General features: G+C 69.7%; 17 protein-coding genes. 6 read left to right on the top strand and 11 right to left on the bottom strand.

Annotated elements, in window-relative coordinates:
* Nucleotides 1-215: 215 nt before the first annotated feature.
* Nucleotides 216-947, top strand: coding sequence for an SDR family oxidoreductase (locus tag ACFV1J_RS24325; protein WP_385861233.1), 732 nt, complete (start codon nucleotides 216-218; stop codon nucleotides 945-947).
* A gap of 30 nt (nucleotides 948-977) precedes the next feature.
* Nucleotides 978-1,424, top strand: coding sequence for a cupin domain-containing protein (locus ACFV1J_RS24320; protein WP_385861231.1), 447 nt, complete (start codon nucleotides 978-980; stop codon nucleotides 1,422-1,424).
* A 154-nt stretch (nucleotides 1,425-1,578) separates the two neighbouring features.
* On the opposite strand, the gene ACFV1J_RS24315 is transcribed toward ACFV1J_RS24320, so the two are convergent.
* Nucleotides 1,579-1,986, bottom strand: a complete 408-nt coding sequence (locus ACFV1J_RS24315) for a RidA family protein (RefSeq protein WP_385861229.1) — start codon at nucleotides 1,984-1,986, stop codon at nucleotides 1,579-1,581.
* A 109-nt stretch (nucleotides 1,987-2,095) separates the two neighbouring features.
* Here ACFV1J_RS24315 and ACFV1J_RS24310 point away from each other — a divergent pair, with 109 nt between their 5' ends.
* Together ACFV1J_RS24310 and ACFV1J_RS24305 are read left to right on the top strand one after the other, a co-directional pair.
* Nucleotides 2,096-2,476: a winged helix-turn-helix transcriptional regulator gene (locus ACFV1J_RS24310; protein ID WP_385861227.1), complete on the top strand. Its 381-nt coding sequence runs from the start codon at nucleotides 2,096-2,098 to the stop codon at nucleotides 2,474-2,476.
* A gap of 227 nt (nucleotides 2,477-2,703) precedes the next feature.
* A complete protein-coding gene (locus ACFV1J_RS24305) occupies nucleotides 2,704-2,961 on the top strand; it encodes a hypothetical protein (RefSeq protein ID WP_385861225.1) in 258 nt (85 codons plus the stop codon).
* A 53-nt stretch (nucleotides 2,962-3,014) separates the two neighbouring features.
* Here the strand turns inward: ACFV1J_RS24305 and ACFV1J_RS24300 are convergent, their stop codons facing one another.
* From ACFV1J_RS24300 to ACFV1J_RS24290, 3 genes are read right to left on the bottom strand one after another with little or no spacing between them, the layout of a single operon-like run.
* Nucleotides 3,015-3,365, bottom strand: coding sequence for a UBP-type zinc finger domain-containing protein (locus tag ACFV1J_RS24300; RefSeq protein ID WP_385861223.1), 351 nt, complete (start codon nucleotides 3,363-3,365; stop codon nucleotides 3,015-3,017).
* On the bottom strand, nucleotides 3,362-4,819 hold the full coding sequence (locus tag ACFV1J_RS24295; protein WP_385861218.1) for an ATP-binding protein: 1,458 nt from the start codon (nucleotides 4,817-4,819) through the stop codon (nucleotides 3,362-3,364). The genes ACFV1J_RS24300 and ACFV1J_RS24295 overlap by 4 nt, the downstream gene beginning before the upstream one ends.
* Nucleotides 4,816-6,492 carry an FAD-dependent oxidoreductase gene (locus ACFV1J_RS24290; RefSeq protein ID WP_385861277.1) on the bottom strand — a complete coding sequence of 559 codons (1,677 nt, stop codon included), beginning with the start codon at nucleotides 6,490-6,492 and terminating at the stop codon, nucleotides 4,816-4,818. The genes ACFV1J_RS24295 and ACFV1J_RS24290 overlap by 4 nt, the downstream gene beginning before the upstream one ends.
* A 422-nt stretch (nucleotides 6,493-6,914) precedes the next feature.
* Here ACFV1J_RS24290 and ACFV1J_RS24285 point away from each other — a divergent pair, with 422 nt between their 5' ends.
* The gene (locus ACFV1J_RS24285) at nucleotides 6,915-7,172 is read left to right on the top strand and encodes a hypothetical protein (RefSeq protein ID WP_385861217.1); all 258 of its coding nucleotides are present in this window, start codon (nucleotides 6,915-6,917) and stop codon (nucleotides 7,170-7,172) included.
* Between the two features lie 106 nt (nucleotides 7,173-7,278).
* Here ACFV1J_RS24285 and ACFV1J_RS24280 read toward each other — a convergent pair whose 3' ends face one another.
* The gene (locus ACFV1J_RS24280; RefSeq protein ID WP_385861216.1) at nucleotides 7,279-8,436 is read right to left on the bottom strand and encodes a Dyp-type peroxidase; all 1,158 of its coding nucleotides are present in this window, start codon (nucleotides 8,434-8,436) and stop codon (nucleotides 7,279-7,281) included.
* A 218-nt stretch (nucleotides 8,437-8,654) separates the two neighbouring features.
* Between ACFV1J_RS24280 and ACFV1J_RS24275 the strand changes: the two genes are divergently transcribed.
* Nucleotides 8,655-9,866 (top strand): nitrous oxide reductase family maturation protein NosD, encoded by a 1,212-nt coding sequence (locus ACFV1J_RS24275; RefSeq protein ID WP_385861214.1) that lies wholly within the window; start codon nucleotides 8,655-8,657, stop codon nucleotides 9,864-9,866.
* A 7-nt stretch (nucleotides 9,867-9,873) separates the two neighbouring features.
* Here the strand turns inward: ACFV1J_RS24275 and ACFV1J_RS24270 are convergent, their stop codons facing one another.
* The 6 genes from ACFV1J_RS24270 to ACFV1J_RS24245 form a co-directional block, all read right to left on the bottom strand.
* The gene (locus tag ACFV1J_RS24270) at nucleotides 9,874-10,563 is read right to left on the bottom strand and encodes a hypothetical protein (protein ID WP_385861212.1); all 690 of its coding nucleotides are present in this window, start codon (nucleotides 10,561-10,563) and stop codon (nucleotides 9,874-9,876) included.
* A 302-nt stretch (nucleotides 10,564-10,865) separates the two neighbouring features.
* On the bottom strand, nucleotides 10,866-13,286 hold the full coding sequence (locus ACFV1J_RS24265) for an SdrD B-like domain-containing protein (protein ID WP_385861275.1): 2,421 nt from the start codon (nucleotides 13,284-13,286) through the stop codon (nucleotides 10,866-10,868).
* A gap of 672 nt (nucleotides 13,287-13,958) precedes the next feature.
* Nucleotides 13,959-15,008, bottom strand: coding sequence for an NlpC/P60 family protein (locus ACFV1J_RS24260; RefSeq protein ID WP_385861210.1), 1,050 nt, complete (start codon nucleotides 15,006-15,008; stop codon nucleotides 13,959-13,961).
* Between the two features lie 21 nt (nucleotides 15,009-15,029).
* Nucleotides 15,030-15,512 (bottom strand): poly-gamma-glutamate biosynthesis protein PgsC/CapC, encoded by a 483-nt coding sequence (locus tag ACFV1J_RS24255; RefSeq protein WP_385861208.1) that lies wholly within the window; start codon nucleotides 15,510-15,512, stop codon nucleotides 15,030-15,032.
* Nucleotides 15,509-16,735, bottom strand: a complete 1,227-nt coding sequence (pgsB, locus tag ACFV1J_RS24250; RefSeq protein WP_385861206.1) for a poly-gamma-glutamate synthase PgsB — start codon at nucleotides 16,733-16,735, stop codon at nucleotides 15,509-15,511. The genes ACFV1J_RS24255 and pgsB overlap by 4 nt, the downstream gene beginning before the upstream one ends.
* A 48-nt stretch (nucleotides 16,736-16,783) precedes the next feature.
* Nucleotides 16,784-18,793, bottom strand: coding sequence for a HAMP domain-containing protein (locus tag ACFV1J_RS24245; RefSeq protein WP_385861203.1), 2,010 nt, complete (start codon nucleotides 18,791-18,793; stop codon nucleotides 16,784-16,786).
* Between the last annotated feature and the right edge of the window lie 60 nt (nucleotides 18,794-18,853).

Below are 18,853 nucleotides of genomic sequence, written 5' to 3'. Positions count from 1 at the left end.
CCGCCCTTGTGCAAGCCATGATGGGCATACGTGCCCATTGTATTTGGCCGTCCTCCACAGATGCATTCCAGGGAACCGCCCGGCCTGGCCCACAGCGGCCGGCTGCACGCAACGCCACCGGGATGCCCAGGAGCGCACCGTCCGCGTGCGCCGCGCACCGCACCGTCGCAGTCTGGACGCATGACCTGTCTGTGCGACGCGACGAAAGGTGACCCATGAAGCTCGCAGTCATCGGTGGTACCGGCCTGATCGGATCGCGGGTCGTGAAAAGGCTGAACGCGGCCGGGCACGAGGCCGTGCCGCACTCGCAGTCCACAGGCGTCGACGTGATCACCGGGCAGGGCCTGGCGGAGGCGGTGGCCGACGCCGACGTCCTCGTCAACCTGACGAATTCTCCGACCTTCGACGACGCCTCACCAGCGTTCTTCCAGACCTCGATGGACAACATTCTGGCCGCCGCCCGGAAGGGCGGGGTGGGCCACGTGGTCATCCTTTCGATCGTCGGCGCGGACCAGGTGACCGACCTCGACTACTACCGGGCCAAGGTCCTGCAGGAAGACCTCCTCAAAGCCGGGCCGATCCCGTACTCGATCGTCCGCGCCACCCAGTTCATGGAGTTCATGGACGCGGTCCTGTCCTGGACCACCGAGGGCGACACCGTTCGCCTGCCCACCACTCCGCTCCAGCCGATCGCCGCCCAGGACGTCGCCGACGCCGTCGCCGACGTCGCTGTCGGCGCCCCGTTGAACGGCACCCTCGCCATCGCCGGGCCCGATGTCCTCCCCCTCGACGAACTCGGCCGGATCACCCTCAACGCCCATCCCGACGGCCGCACGGTCGTCACCGACGACACCGCCGGCATGTTCGCCGCAGTGCGGGGCGACGCTCTGATCGCCAAGGGTGACGCCCGTATCGCCCCCACCCACTACAGCGACTGGCTCTCCTGAACCAGCCGGCCCACAACGGGAGGCCTCACCATGTCGAACGACGAGCCGGCAGCAGACGGCCAGGAGAGCCCACCGCGCTCGGAAGCATGCAAGACGGCGCTCACTGTGCTGCAGTCGGTGAAACCGCCGTCCGTTCCGGAGGGGGCAGAGGCGATGACCGTCCTCATCGAGTTCCCTCCCGGGGACCCCGGCACCCCTCCGCACCGGCACTCGGGACCCGCTTTCGGCTACATGCTGGAGGGCGAGATGCTCTTCGAGCTGGAAGGCGAGCCGGAACGGGTGATCAAGGCCGGGGAGACCTTCTGGGAGCCGGGCGGTGATGTCATCCACTACCAGGACGGGAACAACCGGTCGGACTCCTGGAGCCGCTTTCTCGTCACCATGATGTGTGCGCCGGGTCAGCCCATGCTCACCCTGGTCGACGACGAAGAGCTGGCCCAGCGTCAACACCTGCGAGCTCCCCGTCCAGGCACCTGATCCGCCGTTGATGCCGGATCTGAATGTCCAACGCTCGGCAGATCCCGCGATCCGCACCTCGCCCGCGTCCGCGTAGTAAACAACGACCGCCCCGGCCGAAGACGGCTGGCTGTATTCGCCGTACGCCAGCAACCCCGGGACGGAGAGCGCCCGTTCAGTCGATGACGGCGGTTGCTTCGATCTCGACCAGGTGGTCGGGTACGTCCAGTGCCGCGACGCCCAGCAGCGTGGCCGGCGCTACCGGAGTGATCCCAAGTATCGCGGCCGCCCGGGTGATCCCCTCCATGAGCTGGGGCATCTTGTCGGGGGTCCAGTCGACGACGTAGAAGGTCAGTTTTGCCACGTTGTCGAAGGAGGCATCTACCTCGGCCAGGGCGGTACCGACGTTGAGCAAGCACTGCTCGACCTGAGCGGCGAGGTCACCCTCGCCGACGATGACCCCATCGGCATCCCAGGCGACCTGCCCGGCGATGTGGACCAGCTTCGACCCGGTCGCGATCGACACCTGCCGGTAGGCGTCGATTTCCGGCAGTCCGTTGGGATTCACCAAGGTGATGGCCATGCTGTCTACCTCCACTGCTTTGAGGGCCGCTCTCTTGCGGTTACTCAGGAACCGTAGGAGAGTGGCGGCTGACATGGAAGAACGCACTTTTTGGTGACTGGGGAACCTGATGGTGACCAAGCAGTTCAGCGGCTCGTCCGAGGATGCGGACCTCAGGCGGGCGGACTCTCTGGCGCGGGAGATCTTTTCGGACGTGGCCAACAAGTGGGCGCTCCTGATCATCGAGTCTCTTGGTGAACGCACCCTGCGCTTCAGCGAGTTGCGGAACGCCATCGAGGGGGTCAGCCACAAGATGCTCACCCAGAACCTGCGCATGCTGGAGCGCAACGGTCTGATCGAGCGGACAGTGCACCCCGTCGTGCCGCCGCGGGTCGAGTACACCCTCACCGAGCCGGGTCAGGCCTTGCGGGTGACGATCGACGGACTGTGCGACTGGACCCACCGGTACCTCGGTCACATCGAGACCTCCCGCCACCGCTTCGACGCCTGACGGGTTGCGGACGCGCTTGCCGCGCGGCCGCGAAGGGACGCAGTCGCAGGCACGTTCCGTCGCTGGCCGGCTGCCAGTTCACCGCAGGTCGTCCGATCTGCCGCGTCATCTCCGCATGGTCGGCGGAAGCAACCCCTCCGGGTGTGCGGCGGTCCTACCAGGCGTCGTGCTTACAGGCCAACCACAGTCGACTCATACGGGTAAACCGACTGGAAAGGGCGTACTCCATGGTGCTCGATCCCCGTTTCTGCCTGGACGTTCCGAAGGGTTTCGACGACTCGGACGCTGAGACCGGGGTGCATCCCATGGCCAGGAAACTGTTCCCGGCCACCACTGCCGCGGACGCCTTCAAGAAAGCCCATGAGTGGCTGCGGGCACATCGAATCCGCCTGGCAGACGTGTCGTGGGATTTCTTCCACGACGAGGACGAGCCCTACTGCCTGAGCCTCTATTTCACCTTCGAGCTGGATCCCGAAGACACCTGACCGCGACAGATCGATCTCTGTGGCCCTCTCCGTACGTCAACTACGCACGCCCGCTATCCGAGACGGTCGGCCCAGTCCTCCGGGACCCGTCCGGCGGGGCCGGGGGTGGGCTGATCGACCGGGTGGCTCTCAGGAGGGGCCAGGGGCGGGCCCGAGGCGTACATCTCCGAGGTCTCGTAGTCGTAGAACCAGGTTTCGCCCGGTTCGAAGCTGCGGATCACAGGATGCCCGGTGGCCCGTGAGTGTGCCGTCGCGTGCTTGGCGGGCGAGTCGTCGCAACAGCCGATGTGGCCGCACTGTGCGCAACGTCGCAGGTGGAACCACCAGCCGCCGGCGGCGTCGCATTCGGCGCAGCCGGTTCCGCTCGGTGGGACCGAGGGGTCGATTCCGTCGGGAGAACTCATGACGGCTCCTGTGGGGGATGGGGGTCGGAGGAGGTCAGCGGGAGGCGTACCTGGAAGCGTGTGTCGCCGGGGACGGAGTGGAACCGCAGGTCTCCCTTGTGTTTGTTGACGATGATGCGCCATGAGATGTCCAGGCCGAGACCCGTGCCCTCACCCACCGGTTTGGTGGTGAAGAAGGGGTCGAAGACGCGATCGCGGAACTCTGCGGGAATTCCTGGACCGGTGTCGCGGAATTCGACGAGTAGATGGTCGCCGTCCCGCGCGGTTCGGATGGTCAACGTGCCGTCGGCGCCCGTGCTGTTCATCGCCGAGACGGCATTGTCGATCAGGTTCGTCCATACCTGGTTGAGCTCGCTGGGATAGGCCGGGATCTTCGGCAGGCTGCGGTCGTAGTCCTTGACGACGGTGACGTGCGGGCCGATCTTCGCGGAGACCATCAGCAGGGTGCTGTCGAGCAGTTCATGCACATTCGCGACCTGGTAGGGCGCTCGATCGAGTTGCGAGTACTGTTTGGCCGCGGTGACGAGGGCCGAGACGCGGGTGGTCGACTCCTCGATCTCGTTCATCAACAACTCGGTTTCCACGGTGTAGTTGAGCCACCGCACGGCACCTTCGAGGGTGTCCGCGTCCACCGCCGCGGCGACCTGGTCCAGCCAGTCGGTGTCGAGACCGGCCTGTACGAAGGTCGGCGCGAGCTGCCATCCGTCCCCGATGCCGTGGTCGTCCAGCCAGTCGGAGAGGGCGTCCTCCCGGTCCGAGGCTTCCAAGGGGCTCAGCTCGGTGGCCTTGGCGACGCGTTCGGCCGTGCGCTCTTGGACGTCGATGAGTGTCTCCAGGCTGTCCCGCCGGTACGGACGTGCCGCGATGATGCCGAGCTTGTGGCGCATCCCGGCGACCCGCTCGCGGAGCGCGGACGTTGCGCGCACGGCAGCGGCCGCGGGGTTGTTCAGCTCATGGGTCAGCCCGGCGGACAACGACCCGAGAGCCAGCAGCCGTTCTCGCTGGCCGACGGCCTCCTGAGCGCTCTTGGCGCCGAAGAAAAGGCCTTCGAGCAGATGCACGGCCATGGGAAACCACTCACGCATGATCGCGGCGAAGGTTTCCGCGGGCAGCACGAAGAAGCGGGAGGGCTCGATGACCCGCAGGGAGCTGTTGTAGACCTGCCGCAGGCGGTCGCCCAAGTACGCCTGGAAGGCTCCCGCGTACACCCCGCGGCTGGAACTCCGGGTGATCTCCACGTCGTAGTCCCCGATCCGGCGCGAGAGGACGATGCTCCCTTCGAGCAGCACGTAGAAGCACGTGGCATCCTCGCCCTCGGCGTACACGGGCCCGGGTTCGAACTCCTCCACGCGGCCTTCCCGGCAGAGCCGGTCGAGCTGGTCCGGAGCCAGCTTCTCGAACAGGAACAGTGAGCTGAGTTCCTCCTGGCTGCACGGCAGCGGCCGGCCGTTCATGACTGCTCCAGATAACGGTGGGCGAGCATGACCGCCATGGCTCCCTCTCCCACTGCGGAAGCGACCCGCTTGGCGGACTCGGCGCGGGCGTCCCCGGCCACGAACACGCCCGGGACGTTGGTCTCCAAGTGGTAGGGCGGCCGGTCCAGTTCCCAGCCGGCCGGCGGGCGCCCGTCGGCGGTCAGATCGGGGCCGGTCAGGATGAACCCGCGGGAGTCCCGGAGCACCGTGCCCTCCAGCCAGTCGGTCAGCGGGGCCGCGCCGATGAAGACGAACAGCCATTGCGCGTCGACGAGTTCGGTGTGGCCGGTCGTGGTGTCGCGCAGGGTGATCCGTTCCAGTTGACGCGAGCCGTGGGCGGCGTCGACCACCGTGTTGGTGCGCACGGAGATCGTCGGTGTCTCGTCCACCTGCTGGATGAGGTAGTGCGACATCGACGTGGTCAAGGACGGCTTACGCACCAGTATGGTGACCGACTTGGCGCTCCGGGCCAGGTATATCGCGGCCTGGCCTGCGGAGTTCGCGCCGCCCACGATGTACACGTCATGGCCCTGGCACGCGGCTGCTTCGGTCAGGGCCGAGCCGTAGAACACTCCGCAGCCGGTCAACTCGGCCACGTGGGGGGCATCCAGCTGCCGGTACGACACGCCGGTCGCGAGAATCACGGAGTGCGCGGCGACGGCGGAGCCGTCCGAGAACCGGATGATGCGCGACGCGCCGTTGATCTCCAGCCCGGTGACCTCGCGCGCGGTCAGTATCTCGGCACCGAACTTCGCCGCCTGACGCCGGGCCCGGTCGGTGAGCTGTGCCCCGGACACGCCGTCCGGAAAACCGAGGTAGTTCTCGATGCGCGAGCTCTGGCCCGCCTGGCCTCCGGTCGCGGAGCGTTCCACGAGGACGGTCCGCAGGCCCTCGGAGGCCCCGTACACCGCCGCACCCAAACCGGCTGGTCCGCCTCCGATGATGACGAGATCGTAGAAGTCGGTCGCCGGATTCGTCGCCAGGCCGACCCGAGTGGCGAGCTCCCGGTCCCCGGGCTCGACGAGGGCCGTGCCGTCCGGAGTGATCACCAGCGGGAGCCGCAGGCCCTCCTGGCCCGCGGCGCACAGCAGCCGCCGGCCTTCCGGATCGTCGGACGAGTACCACCGGTACGGGACCTGGTTGCGGGCCAGGAATTCCCGTACGGCCGACGAACGTGCCGACCATCGGTGTCCGACGACCTTGGTGAGGGTCACCGGCCGGTGGTCGGTGGCCCGCCAGGCCGACAAGAGATCGTCGATGACGGGGTAGAGCTTCTCCTCGGGCGGCTCCCAGGGCTTGAGGAGGTAGTGGTCGAGGTCGACGACGTTGATCGCGTCGATGGCCGCATCGGTGTCCGCGTACGCGGTCAGCAGGACCCGGCGGGCGTCGGGGTGGATGTCCAGAGCCTGCTCGAGGAACTCGATGCCGTTCATGTTCGGCATCCGGTAGTCGGCCACGATCACCGCGACGGGGTCGCCGCGCAGTTTCAGCTCGCGCAGGGCGTCGAGAGCGGACTCGCCGGACTCCGCGCGGACGATCCGGTAGGAGGCACCGTAACGTCGCCGCAGATCGCGAGCTACGGCGCGCGATACGCCCGGGTCGTCGTCCACCGTCAGGAGGACGGTCCGCGCCGGGCCGGCGGCCTGATCCATAGGCATGGGCATCCTGCCCCCGGGGTCGATCACCCTTCGGCACCGCCTTGACGTGCCCGTATGGCACGCCATTGCATCGGCAATATCCATGCTAGGAGCGATCGCCGTCCTTTGCTGCGTAAGGCCAGGTGAGCGGCTCCCTGCCGCTTGCCGCCCGGCCCGCTCCGGCCGCGCGGCAATGCCGGCGACCACGCCACCAGGGCCGATCGGCGCCTCGGCGGGCAGCGTCACCTTGCCGATATCACCTTGCCGATGATCAACAGCCTGGCACTGCACCCGCCTCTCGTACCTCACCGGCGGCCGGCCCGTGCCGGGGCCCGGCAGACCGTCGAAGTCGCGCGCCGAAGGCAGCACAGCAAGTGTCCCTTCGATGCCGCGCGCCTGTCCCACGGCTCGTGCCACTGCCGCTTGAATATCGGAGCGTGACTACACAGCCGCAGCGCTTCACGATCTTGTTGGTCCCCGAACATGTTGAGGACAGAGGCGGTGCCTCCGTGGAGGACTCCGCCGTACGATCGGCGGTGGTCGAGGCGACGGGCGAGACCGGCGCCTCGGGCTACCCCCGTTACGCCGGGCACGGGATCGTGGCCGACATCGATCCCGGTACGCGCACGATCGAGGCGATGCTCGTCGACGGTGCGGAGCTGGACTACGGGCTGACCGCGCTGGTCACTACCTGACCGCGGCGATGTGAGCGAGCGGCCCGTTGCGGGAGTCGGCTCCCTCCTGGTCCGAGCCGCCGCCGGTCAGCCGCCTGAACAGGCCAGATCGACGGGCGCGGCGTGGTCAACCGAACAGCTGGGAACCGAGGGGGTGTTGTCGGTCGAAGCCGGGGAGGATCAGGAAGGTCGCGCTGGCGGTCGTGGTGGTGAAGGGCAGCAGCGCGTCGGAGGTGTCCATGTGGGTGAGGGTGGCGGTGAAGGTCCGCAGGTCGTTCTGGAAGCTGATGAAGAGCAGGCCGGGCGCGGGGTCGTCGGTGCCGTAGGAGCGGCGGAGCATGAGGCCGGCGCCGACGACGGTGGGGTTCGCCCTGCGCACGTGGGCGTCCGCGGGGACGACGTAGCGTCCGTCCGGCGTCTTGGCGCCGAGGTCCGGGCCCGAGGCGACGGGGCCGCCGGAGAGGGGGACGCCGCTGGCCCGGCGCCGTCCGAAGACCGCTTCCTGCTGGGCCGCGGACAGGGCGGCGAACCGCGGCAGGTCGAGTTCCATGCGCCGCAGTACGGCAAGGGTGCCGCCGGCGACCGCGGGGGGACCGGCCAGCCACAGGTCGCGTCGTTGTTCGGCGGCCGTGTGCGGGCCCACGATGCCGTCGATGAAACCGAGGGGGTTTCGTGGCGCGGTCAGGCCGTTGCCGAGGGGCACGTTCGTACCGCGGCGTGCGGACTGCCGCCAGCGTTCGTGGATGCGGTCACCGGCCTGGTCCAGGAGCGCGGCGGCGGCGACCGGCAGCAGCAGCGCGTCGCTGGCGCAGATCTGTAGCAGCAGGTCTCCGCCGCGTGCCCGTGGGGCGATCCGCTCGCGGGAGAACCGCGGGAGGTCGGCCGCCCCGGGCAGCGCGGCACCGGCCGTGCGTACCAGTCGGGGGCCCACGCCGACGGTCACGGTGAGGTCGCCCGGCGGCAGGCCCAGCAGCCGCCGGTCGGTCCCGGCGGTGAGGGTGCGGATGGTCTGGCCGAGTTCGGCCAGTAGCGGGCCGGCGGCCACGGTGGCACCGAGGTCGGCCACCAGGGCCAGCAGGTTGGGCTGGGCCGGCTGGGGGAGCGTGATGCCTGCCTGATGCCGGCCGGTCGCCGCAACGGGCGTCGGCGTGGCCGCCGCGGTAGGGCCGTGCCGGCCGGGCTGGGCGGAGACCGATGTGCACCCGGCGGTCAGACCGGCGGCCACCATGGCGCCGGTGACATCGAGGAACGCGCGGCGCGACGGGCGGTGATCGGCTCGGGGCATGGTGTGCAGAGTGCCACACCCCCCTCACGCGCGCCGGTCAACCTCCCGATTCTGGCTTGGAATTGGGCGCATCATGCCAGACTGGGATCATGCCTCGATCAGCTCTTCGCGTGTTGGCGGCGGTACTGGGGACGCTGACACTGGTGGTCGGTTGCGGTGGCGGCGATGGGGGAGCGGGCAGCGGTCGGCGACCGGCCGGTGCGCAGGTGACGATCCGTGTGCCTGCCGATGCGCCGACGATCTCGGATGCGGTGTCGTTGGCTCGGCCCGGTGACCTGGTGCTGGTCGCCCCGGGCGTGTACCACGAGTCGGTGAAGATCGACACGGCTCGTATCACCCTCCGCGGCGCGTCCCGGGACAAGGTCGTCATCGACGGGCGGTTGCAGCAGCCCAACGGTGTCGTCGTCACCGCGCCCGGGGTGGCCGTGGAGAACCTGACCGTGCTGAACAACACCCAGAACGGGGTGCTGGTCACCGGTTCGGCGAAGGCGGCCGCCGGGCTGCCGGGGCGTTCCGGGGGTTACGACACCGGCGATGAGCGTGTCACCTTCCTGAAGTCGTTCCTGGTCTCCCACGTGACCGCGACCCGCAACGGCCTGTACGGCATCTACGCGTTCTCCGCACAGAACGGTGTCATCGAGCACTCGTACACCTCAGGAGGGGCCGACTCGGGAATCTACGTCGGACAGTGCAAGCCCTGTCGCATCGTGGTGCGGGACAACATCGCCGAACTCAACGCGGTCGGTTACGAAGGCACCAACGCCGGCGGAGACCTGTACGTGGTCGGCAACCGCCTGGTCGGCAACCGGGTCGGCCTGACCACCGACTCCGACCACCAGGAGAAGCTGCTCCCGCAGCAGGGCGCCGTCATCGCCGGCAATCTGATCGCGGCCAACCAGCAGAGGGCCACCCCGGAGCAGGCCGACGGCGGGTGGGGCACCGGCATCGGCATCGACGGCGGCAGCGACAACCAGTTCGTCCGCAACCGCATCGCCGGCAACAGCAATGCCGGGCTGGTGATCACCGCGACCGCCGACCTGCCTCCGGTCGGCAACCAGGTCGTGGACAACACGTTCACCGGCAACCGCGTCGACGTCGGCTGGACGTTCCCCACCGCCACGCGGGGACGGGGCAACTGCCTGCGCGGCAACGATCTGCGGACCACGGTGCCCGCGAGGCTCGCGACCACCGCGTCCTGCCCGGTTGCGGCCAGGTCGACCTCGCCGGCCGGCAGGTGGGCGATGCCGAAGGCGCCCGGTGGCATCCCGTTCACCGAGGTCGCGGCGCCGGGGCCACAGCCGCAGTTCCCCCACGCCACCACTACGGGCGCCACCGCCGTCCCGGCCGTTCCGGCCCTGCCGAAGACGGCGGGCATCCCGCTGCCGTCAGCGTCCCTGCTCGCCGCGAACGCGCGGGTACGGACGCCTTGAACCGCGGCTACCGGGTCGGGGTGACTCCGGGTACCGGCTTGACCGGAACGTACTTCTGGGTGTCGAAATCGATGACCACCGGCTGCGATTCGGAACCCACGCTGACGCGGACCCGGTACATGGTGCCGTCCGGGCCGACCCAGTAGCGCACATTGCCCGCCGTACCGGAGCGGCCAGGTGAGGACGGCCCGGTCATGACGTCCACCCGATGCCCGTCCACCTGGTCCCGTCCCCACCAGGCGGCGCCGTTCTGCGGGAGCAGTTGGGCGTTGTCCGGCCGGTCGCTGCCGAGCTTGAGCGCGATGGTCAGCGAACTGTCCAGCGCGCTGCCGGACGACAGCAGCGGACGGCTGTACCAGGCCGAGCGGGGCGGCGACGCGGGCGCGCGTGCCGGGGCGTTCGCCATCGGGTGGACGGACACCGAGGTGGGCGTCCACTTGATCAGCCCGTCGCTGGAGGTGTCGCGCCCGGTGCCGTGCACCACGCCGTAACCGAGCTTGCCTTGGTAGTCGACGGACCCGGTGACGGTCAGCCCGCCGGCGGTGCCCGGCACAGTGATCGTCACCGCGCGGCCGTGCGCCGCGTAGTTGCGGAACCGCGTGATCGCCAGCCGGTTCGCCTCATCCGCAGTCAGTGCGCGCGGGCCGCTGGGGCCGGAGCCGCCGCCGGCGATCAGGAACGCGGCCGTCGCGGCCACCGCGACGGCCGTTGTGCCGATGACGGCTGCCGCCCAGCGTGGCCGCAGCCACCGGCGCCGGTCGGCCGCACGGCCCGGCGGAGCTTGTTGGTTTCTCAGGCACCGTGCGCGACTCGACGCTGACACTCTTCTGATTCCCCCTCTCGATCACCACACGGCTCGGCCGCCGTGCGGTCGCGGCGGCACTCGGCAGTCCGGTGACGGACGACGCCAAGGCCGGCCCTCGTGGGCCGGCCGCGACGTGATCTGCCCGACCGCGCCCTTCGGACCGCGGGCAGGCAGATCACTGTGGTTCGGTTCGTTCAGTGTTTCTGGGCGCGACGCTTCCGGCTCATGAAGGCGATGGCCAGACCCGCACTCACCAGCAGAGCGACCAGGGCGATCAGCTCTGGCAGTCCGGACATACCGGTGTGCGCCAGCGAACCCGAACCCGTGTCCCCACCGGACGGGGCCGGGTGGTGGGCGGGCGGCGCGGGTGACGGTGGCGTAGAGGCCGGTGGCGAGCTCGGGCTCGGCGTCGGGGTTGGGCTCGGCGTCGGAGTGGGGGTCGGTGTGGCCTTCGGGATGTATACCCCGGCGTCGATCGTGTGGTCGACGCCGCCCGGTTTGGCCGGCGCCGTGACTGGCGCGTAGCCGTTGCACGACTGCCCGGTGGTCGGCGGGGTCACATTGGAGTCATGCGCGCGGTTGGCACCGGCTCGCGGGAGCGTGAACCGCAGTTCGCTCGCCGGGGGTTGGCCAGGGACCTTGCTGGTGTCCGCGGTACACACGTCGAACTGCACGGTGTATTTCGCACCCGGTGTGAGCTGGTACGCGGCGCCGACACCGCCGAAGTAGTACTCACCGGCGGCATCGGTCCTGGTCGTGGCGACCTGTTTGCCGTCCGCGTCCAGCAGGTTGATCGTCGCCCCCGGCAGCAGCACATGCCCCGGGTCCTGGATCCCGTTGTGGTCGCCGTCGAACCACACGACGTTGCCGATCTGGATCGGCGCGTTCGCCGCCGCGTACGCGATGTCACCGAGCCCGCCGGCCTTGCCGAATCCGCCTTGTTCCCGGCTGACGAACTGGAACCCGTTGGCGGTCGGGTTGTTGCCCGGGCCCTGGCCGGTCGTGATGTCGTGGTACCCGGTCCCTGAGGTCGCGACGTCGGCGACCGGGTCGAACTCCGTGCTGACGACCCATTGCTGCTGCGGGATGTATGCCACCGAGCCCAGCGCGGTCTCCTGGTGCGCGTTGGCGTAGGAGTCGCCCGGGAAGTATTCGACGACATCGGCGGGCTGGCCGCCACTGTTGGCGGGGGTGGCGTGGTTGGGGCAGCTCCCGGTGCCTTCCCACTGGTATTCACCGGTGGGAGTGGCGCAGACCATGGTGAGGTCACCACCGGACATGGCGTTTTCCGCCGTGTCGTTCCCCGGGCGGGGGTCCAGCCCTCCCCAACTGAGCACGTCCATGAACCGGTCGCGGAAACCCAGGATCATCGAGCCGTCACGGCCGAAGGCGAGGGAGGCCAGCTCCGGCTGCGGATCGATGAAGACGTTGCCCGCCTTCCGGTCGTCCCACGTGTCCAGGCTGGTGTTCCACGGGTTCCAGTGGGTGGCCTTGTCGCCGGAACCGAAGACGGTGCCGCGCTTGTCCGTGAGGGGGTGGCTCAGCACCGTGGTGAACCGCTTGCCGTCGTAGGTGGAGACGAAGGCTTTCAGGTCCGCGCGCTGCTGTGTGCTCTCCGCGCTGCACACGCCGCCGACGTACAGCGTGTTGTTGTGGACCTGGAGACCGAACGGCCGCCAGTCGTCGGGGCTCGCGCACCCCGGGTCCGGGATCCGCACCGTCGCCTTGGGCTGCGAGGCGGTGGTCCCTGTCGCGTCGAAGCTGACCAGGCTGCGGGTCCGCAGGTTCACCGCGTACAGCGTGGAGCCGTCCTCCGACAGGGCCAGGCCGCCGATGCTCTCCTTGCCCGGGGCGTCGGTGAATCCGGGATCCTTGATCATGTGGGCGGTGTCGTGCGGGGTCACCGCAGTGCCCGGCACCCGCGCGAACAGCTCCGGCGCGCCCCCGCCGCTGACCGGCACCGTATAGATCGCGCCGGCGCCCTTCGGCCCGTACGGGGCGTACCGGCGGGCGAACGCGCTCTGGAACAGCCGGCTCCGGTCCTTGTCGTACGCCAACCCGAACGTCGTGCCCACCTGGTCCTGGGTGGCCAGCGTGGTCGGGCATGCCACATCGGTGGGACACGTGCCCCGGGTCTTCGTCTCGAACGCCACCAGGGCCCGTTTGTCGGTCCCGTTGGCGCCGTTGTGGATCGGCACGAAGTACCGCGACTCCGGCAGCGTGTAGTCGGCCGGATCCCATACCCCCGTCACCACCGAGGCGTTCTTTCCGTCCGACACATTCACGAACGAGGTGAAGCTGTCGAAGTGGTTCTTTTCCGCCGTCGATGCAGGCGCCGCCCGCAGATAGTCGCTGTACGGTGCCGGAATGCTGACGTCGACGCGGTATCGGCCGCCGCTCAGCACGGTCGACCCCGACACCACGACCTTTCCGGTGGCATCCGTGACGCCGGTGATCTCGTGCCCGGCGGGGTCGGAGATCTGCACCTTCATGCCCCGCTGCGGCACGTCCATCGTCGTGTTGATCACGCCGGTACCGAAGAAGTCGCGTAGTACCTCAACCGTCAGCGTGCCGTCGGCGGTTGAAGCGGCGGCCGGTACAGCCGTCGCTCCCACGGCGCCGCCCGCCAGTAAGAGAACAGATAACCCCAGGCGCGCCAGCGGCTCCACAGGCCGCCAGGCCGACCGGCGAGAGTCTCTGCCGACTCGGTTCATGGCATCACACTCCACACTTTCTTGTCGGGAAACGAAGCACCCGCTACTCGCTGCACGTCCACTGCGTGGCCCCAGGCGCGAACACATCGGAAAAGAAAAAGGGCCCACCGCTGTCGCGTGGACCACTTCGTGATGTTCGTTTGGGGATATTGCGGGCGGGTGATAAGCGACGCAGGCCAGGAAAAGCGAACGCGCGTTCAAAGCCTCGGGCATGGCCGCCCCGCATGGTGTGTCTTTGCAGCTCGATCACGGCACCTCGCCCCCCACCGACCTCACCGACCGCCATCGCAAGCAGCGCGCGATATTTTATCCACCGGAATGTCGCCGGCACCAGCAGAACGAGAACTCCTGGCATCTCAGCGGGATTCAGCGATAGTCCCGAGTGCCCAGAGATGGTGAACCGGAAATATGTGCGACAGGGACGTGATGGCCGTTATCCGGTCGCGTGGGGTGCGTGACTCCGGATGACGCGTCTGGGCCGTGCCCGTCACGCAGGGCCGGGACGGCGACCCGCTGCGGCGACCCAGGGGCCGGGGTGTGCCCGGCCCCTGGTGGTCCGGTGTCGACCGGCCGTCACAGGCGTTTGGCCTCGCGCAGGCTGTTGGCGTAGAGGCCGGCGCCGTCGAGGCGCGAGCTGCCGCCGGTGTCGCCGAACGTGGGGCCGTCGTTCTTCTCCCGGCTGGAGAGGAACCGGGGGTGGCCGTCGGTGTCGAGCCCGAAGTAGATGCCCATGTGGTCCAGGCGGGGCCCGTTGCGCCGGTCGGTGTCGAAGAAGACGAGGTCGCCGGGTTGCAGGGTGTCCAGCTCCGACGGGCGTGCGCCGCGGTGGGGGATCACCGGGATGCCGGGGCCCACCGAGGCGATCCCGTTGGTCGTGCGCGGCAGTCCGGGGCCCTTGCGGTCGGTGCCCAGGAGGGCATAGCCGCCGCGGTAGCCGTAGACCAGCCGTACGTAACCGGAGGAATCCACCGCGCCGTAACGGGACTTGTCGGGGAGGGCGTTCTTCCGGTCGGGGAACGTCCAGGGCCTGCCCAGGTAGTGGTAGAAGTCCGACGGCCTGCGGTGCGGGCCGCCTGCTGGTGAGCCGTGCGGATCGGGTGGGCCGAAGGTGGCGGGGCCGGCGTATCGCAGCCCCTGCCGGTCCTTCTTCCGCGGCGCTCCCTTGACGTACTGCAGGGAGACGGCGAGCAGGTCAGGGCGTGTGCTGTGGTGGAATGCGGCGAACCAGTCGGTGAACCATTTCTGTTTCTCCGTGCCCGCTTTCCAGGGTTTGGGCATCAGCCGCACCCAGCTGTCGGTGACGATTTTCGCCTTGGTGGTGTGCGGCTCGGTGAAGGTGCGGCTGGGCCCGGTCAGCACGGCGGTGCGCGCCCCGTCGGTCAAGGTGGCGGCCACACCCCCCTTCGCGTCGCGCACAACGGTCCTGGCCGGACCGGACAGGCGGTCGTAGGTGTAGGAGCCGGCGCCGGGCCCGGGATGGCTCGGCAGCGGGGCGGACGCCGCGGGGTCGGCGTGGCCGGTGGGGACGCGGTGGAGCTGGTAGGTGAGCGCCGTGCTGGTGACCGCGAGGACGGCCAGGGCGGCGACGGACAGACGTTTGGTAGTGGGGGAGGGTGCGGCCATGGGTGTGGGTGCTCTCTCTCGTCAGGAGCTGGGCAGAGCGCCGAGCAACATCCCCGCGGCGAGGACCACGTAGGCGCCGAGGGTGACGGTGGCGGTGGACATCAACGTGGCCTTGGGCGGCTGCCGGACCAGCTGGTAGGCGATGAGGCCGGGCACGATGAAGCCCAGGGTCTGGTGGGCGAACAGCGTCGGGAACTGGTTCTGCAGCACCAGGTACAGCGTTGCCTGCAGCAGGACGCCGCACATCACGACCGCCGCGAAGAGCCGCTTGCCGTAAAGGATCATCGTGTTCTGCATCAGCCTGGTGCACAGGTACGTGAGCAGGGTGACGCCCGCGACCATCCCGGCCAGCCGTATGTCCTCGACGAGGGTGAGGGCGAGCCAGCCCGGGGTGATCATGCCGCCGGGGGAGAGGTTGGTCGTCAGATAGCAGATCAGGGAGAACAGCAGGCCGAGGGCGATGCCGACGGCGGCCATCTCCGGGGCGAGGGCGACGGGTGTCACGGGGTGGCTCCAGTGGGGGGATCGGTCTCGGTCGGGAGCGCGTCGGCGGCGGGGAGCCGCGCCAGCCGCTCCAGCAGGTGCTCGCCCTGTCCGTGGATGTTGCCGATGGCGACGAGCGAGGCGTCACCGTCGATCTCGTCGAGCAGGGCGTCCAGCAGCTCGTCGGGGTCGCGGTGGTCGCCGCCGAGGTCGACGACCCGTCCCGTCCAGTGACCGGGGATGCCCTCGCTTGCGCTCTTGGTGGGGTGGCCGATCAGGAAGACGGTCCGCGGGTCCAGGTCGGGCACGATCGCGCCCATCTGGCCGTTGCGCTCGACCCGGTCGGGGCGGCAGTTGATGACGACGTGCAGAGGGCGGTTGACGGCCCCGAGGCTCAGCAGCTGGCCGACGTTCATCAGCGTCGACTCCGGGTCGTTGGCGGCGAAGACGTTGGCGAAGTTCAGCTGCCCGCCTCGTGGCGTGCGGTACTTCTGCACCGACAGCACACCGGGGTCGGGCGGCGCGTCCCACATGCCCTGCAGTGCGGTCCGGCGGTCCACGCCGAGCAGCTCGGCCACGGCGAGGGCGATGGCGACGTTCTCCTTGAACGTGTACCAGTTGAAGCCGCGCAGCTCCTCGTCGGTGACGGATTCGGGGTCGACAGCGATCAACTCGCAGTCCCGGGCGGCGGCTTCCTCGCGCAGGATGGGCAACCGGTCCCGTTCGGCGGTGACGCAGACTCCGCCGACCGGCATCGAGCGGGACAGCGAGCGGGCGACGTCGTCGAGCGTGGGGCCCATCTCGGCGAGGTGGTCCTCGCGGACGTTGCACAGTACGCCGATGGTCGAGCGGATCAGCTTGGTCTGGTTGACCTCCTGGAGGGCGGGCATCACGGCCATGCACTCCATCACCAGGGCCTGCGGCCGGTGGGCGGCGGCCCGCCGCACGATACCGATCTGTTCGACAACGTTGGCAATGCCGAACTTCCGGTAGACGGGCTCCTCGGTGGCGTCCGGGTGGATGAAGCGGGCGGCGGTGCCGGTGGTCTTGGCGACCGTGACCAGTCCTCCGCCGCGGAGCGCACCGGCGCACAGCCGGGTGATGGAGCTCTTGCCGCGGATGCCGTTGACGAGCACGCGGGTGGGTATCTGGGCCAGGTTCGCGAAGTGTCTGCGTTGCTCGATGATCCCGGCGACGAGCAGCCCGAGCGAGCAGACGAGGAAGACGCTGTAGAGGAAGAGCATGTCTTTCGCTTGTCAGTTGTGGGGGCGGAGTGGGGGTTCCGGCGGGAGTCAGGAGCGCGGCGACGCGGCGACGCGCGATGCGCCGGCGTCCGCCTGTGCTGCCGCCAGTTGCTGCCGGACAAGCTCCAGGCTGCGGACGATTGATCCGACCTCGTCGTGGTGGCGGGGGTAGAGCACGGTCGAGGTGTCGCCGGCGGCGAGGGCCGCGGCCGTGCGCTCCAGGGCGTGCAACGGGCGCAGCACCGTCAGGTGCAGCCAGCCCAGGCACAGCACCGCCACGCTGAAGGCGAGCAGTGCGGCCAGTTCTGTCTGCCGCCGCGTCTCGTAGGAGGCCAGCGGCAGCCGGGACATCGGCTTGCGGGTGACGACGCGCCATCCCAGGCCCTCGACGGTGTGGGCGCCGCGCACCTCGGCCGCCGCGGTGAGCGCCGGTCCATCGGCGGGGTCCTCGCCGGGCAGCGGGTCGAAGGCGAAGAAGCTCTCGTTGGAACCGATGATCTTGTCGTCGGCGTCGACGAGCCAGGCACGGCCGATGCCGGGGCGGGTGAGTACGCCGCTGAGCGCCTCGGGGCGGAATTCGGCGACCAGCGCCTGGCCGCCTCCCGCGCCCACCGGGACCACGGCCGCGGACGACGGGACCTTGCCGTCGTGGTTGAGCTGCACGAGCGCCGGCGTGCCGCTCTTCACCTTCGCCAGAAGGGACTTGTGGTCCATGTCGTACGGGGCTTCGCCGGCATACTCGGGAACGTTCCCGGCACGGTCGACCAGGTACAGCGAGCGCCATGTGCTGTGCCGGGGCAGCGCCGTGTCCAGGGCCTTGCCGATCTGCTGCGGCGTACCGCCCGTCAGGCGGGCCACCGCGGACAGGCCGGCGACACCCTCGCCGAGGATACGCCGCACCCGGTCGGAGGCGTCGGCGGTACGTTCCTGCTGGTTGTGTACGACGGGGGCGGGCACCGGCACCCGGCCCTCGCCCAGGGTGATCAGCGGCAGCGCGCACGACCACGCCGTGACGAGCGCGGCGCAGCACAGGGTGGCGTTGCGCATCGTACGGCGGCGGCTCGGTGCCTTCAGCGCGTCGTCGCATCCGCTCGCGCCCGCCAACTGCAGTCTCAGGCATTCCAGGGAGCGGCTGACACGGGCCGCCTCGCCGGATCCGTACGCCGGCACCGGGTCCTGCAGATCGCCGCGGGCGAGGCGGCGGGCGGCCACATGCAGCCGCAATACGGGCCGTTGGACCCAGCGCCGCAGCACCCAGGTGACGGCGAGGCAGATGGCGAGCAGCGCGGCCGCTGCGCCCAGGCCCAGGAACCGGTCGCCGGCGACGGCGGTCCCTTCAGGGACGCGGATGCTGGTGGCCAGGGTCAGGCCGAAGTCCTGGCCGTCCGGGCCCGCGGGCACCGGCGCGTAGCCGACGACGTCGTGGTGGGCGCTGTCGCGGCGCTCGGTGCGGCTGCCGTTGGCGCCGCCCTCGGCCTGCCCCGACCGGCCGGCGAGCTTGCGCAGCGCCGAGTCCTCGGCCCGGTCGCCGGCGGCGGCCAGGATCCGGCCGCCGGAGTCCATGACGAAGGTGGTGCGCCCCGCCTTCTGCTCCGGCAGGCGCAGGGATCCGGAGGCGATCAGCAACTGCCGTTTCCCGCCCGCTGCGTCCAGCAGCGCGAAGGACAGCAGCCGGGGCTGGCCCGAATCTAGGGTGACCAGGCGGGGCTGCAGCGCGTCCGCGCCGCCCCGCTGGGGGAGCCGGCTCAACGGTACGTTCTCCCCGCGTGCGGCCAGTAACTTGCCGCTGGTGGGATCCACGGCCGCGAGGCCGCGCCACGTGCCGTGGGAGTGGGAGAGCCCGCGTAGCGCCGCGTCGGGGGAGTGGGCAGCACCGAGGCCCAGCAGGGCGGTGGCATCGCGTAGGTGGTGGGAGCTCTGCTCCAGCGAGGAGCTGAGCGATCCGGCGGCGTCGGCGGCCATGAGCTGTTGGGACTCGATGACGGCCTGGGAGACCGCGCTGTCGCTGGAGCGGCCCACGGTGAGGGCGGTGATTCCGGAAACGGCGAGTAGCAGCACCGATATTGCGGCTATGGGGGGTCGGACGCCCCCGAGGAGGGGCATGTCTGCGCGCTTGCG

Source organism: Streptomyces sp. NPDC059649 (genome assembly GCF_042734445.1).
Lineage (GTDB): Bacteria > Actinomycetota > Actinomycetes > Streptomycetales > Streptomycetaceae > Streptomyces.
This window is presented reverse-complemented; position numbering and strand designations above follow the sequence as displayed.

What these genes read in the sequence shown, in the direction of transcription:
- ACFV1J_RS24325 (WP_385861233.1), top strand. Translation starts at nt 216, where the DNA reads ATGAAGCTCGCAGTCATCGGTGGTACCGGCCTGATCGGATCGCGGGTC.
- ACFV1J_RS24320 (WP_385861231.1), top strand. Translation starts at nt 978, where the DNA reads ATGTCGAACGACGAGCCGGCAGCAGACGGCCAGGAGAGCCCACCGCGC.
- ACFV1J_RS24315 (WP_385861229.1), bottom strand. Translation starts at nt 1,986, where the DNA reads ATGGCCATCACCTTGGTGAATCCCAACGGACTGCCGGAAATCGACGCC.
- ACFV1J_RS24310 (WP_385861227.1), top strand. Translation starts at nt 2,096, where the DNA reads ATGGTGACCAAGCAGTTCAGCGGCTCGTCCGAGGATGCGGACCTCAGG.
- ACFV1J_RS24305 (WP_385861225.1), top strand. Translation starts at nt 2,704, where the DNA reads ATGGTGCTCGATCCCCGTTTCTGCCTGGACGTTCCGAAGGGTTTCGAC.
- ACFV1J_RS24300 (WP_385861223.1), bottom strand. Translation starts at nt 3,365, where the DNA reads ATGAGTTCTCCCGACGGAATCGACCCCTCGGTCCCACCGAGCGGAACC.
- ACFV1J_RS24295 (WP_385861218.1), bottom strand. Translation starts at nt 4,819, where the DNA reads ATGAACGGCCGGCCGCTGCCGTGCAGCCAGGAGGAACTCAGCTCACTG.
- ACFV1J_RS24290 (WP_385861277.1), bottom strand. Translation starts at nt 6,492, where the DNA reads ATGGATCAGGCCGCCGGCCCGGCGCGGACCGTCCTCCTGACGGTGGAC.
- ACFV1J_RS24280 (WP_385861216.1), bottom strand. Translation starts at nt 8,436, where the DNA reads ATGCCCCGAGCCGATCACCGCCCGTCGCGCCGCGCGTTCCTCGATGTC.
- ACFV1J_RS24260 (WP_385861210.1), bottom strand. Translation starts at nt 15,008, where the DNA reads ATGGCCGCACCCTCCCCCACTACCAAACGTCTGTCCGTCGCCGCCCTG.
- pgsB (WP_385861206.1), bottom strand. Translation starts at nt 16,735, where the DNA reads ATGCTCTTCCTCTACAGCGTCTTCCTCGTCTGCTCGCTCGGGCTGCTC.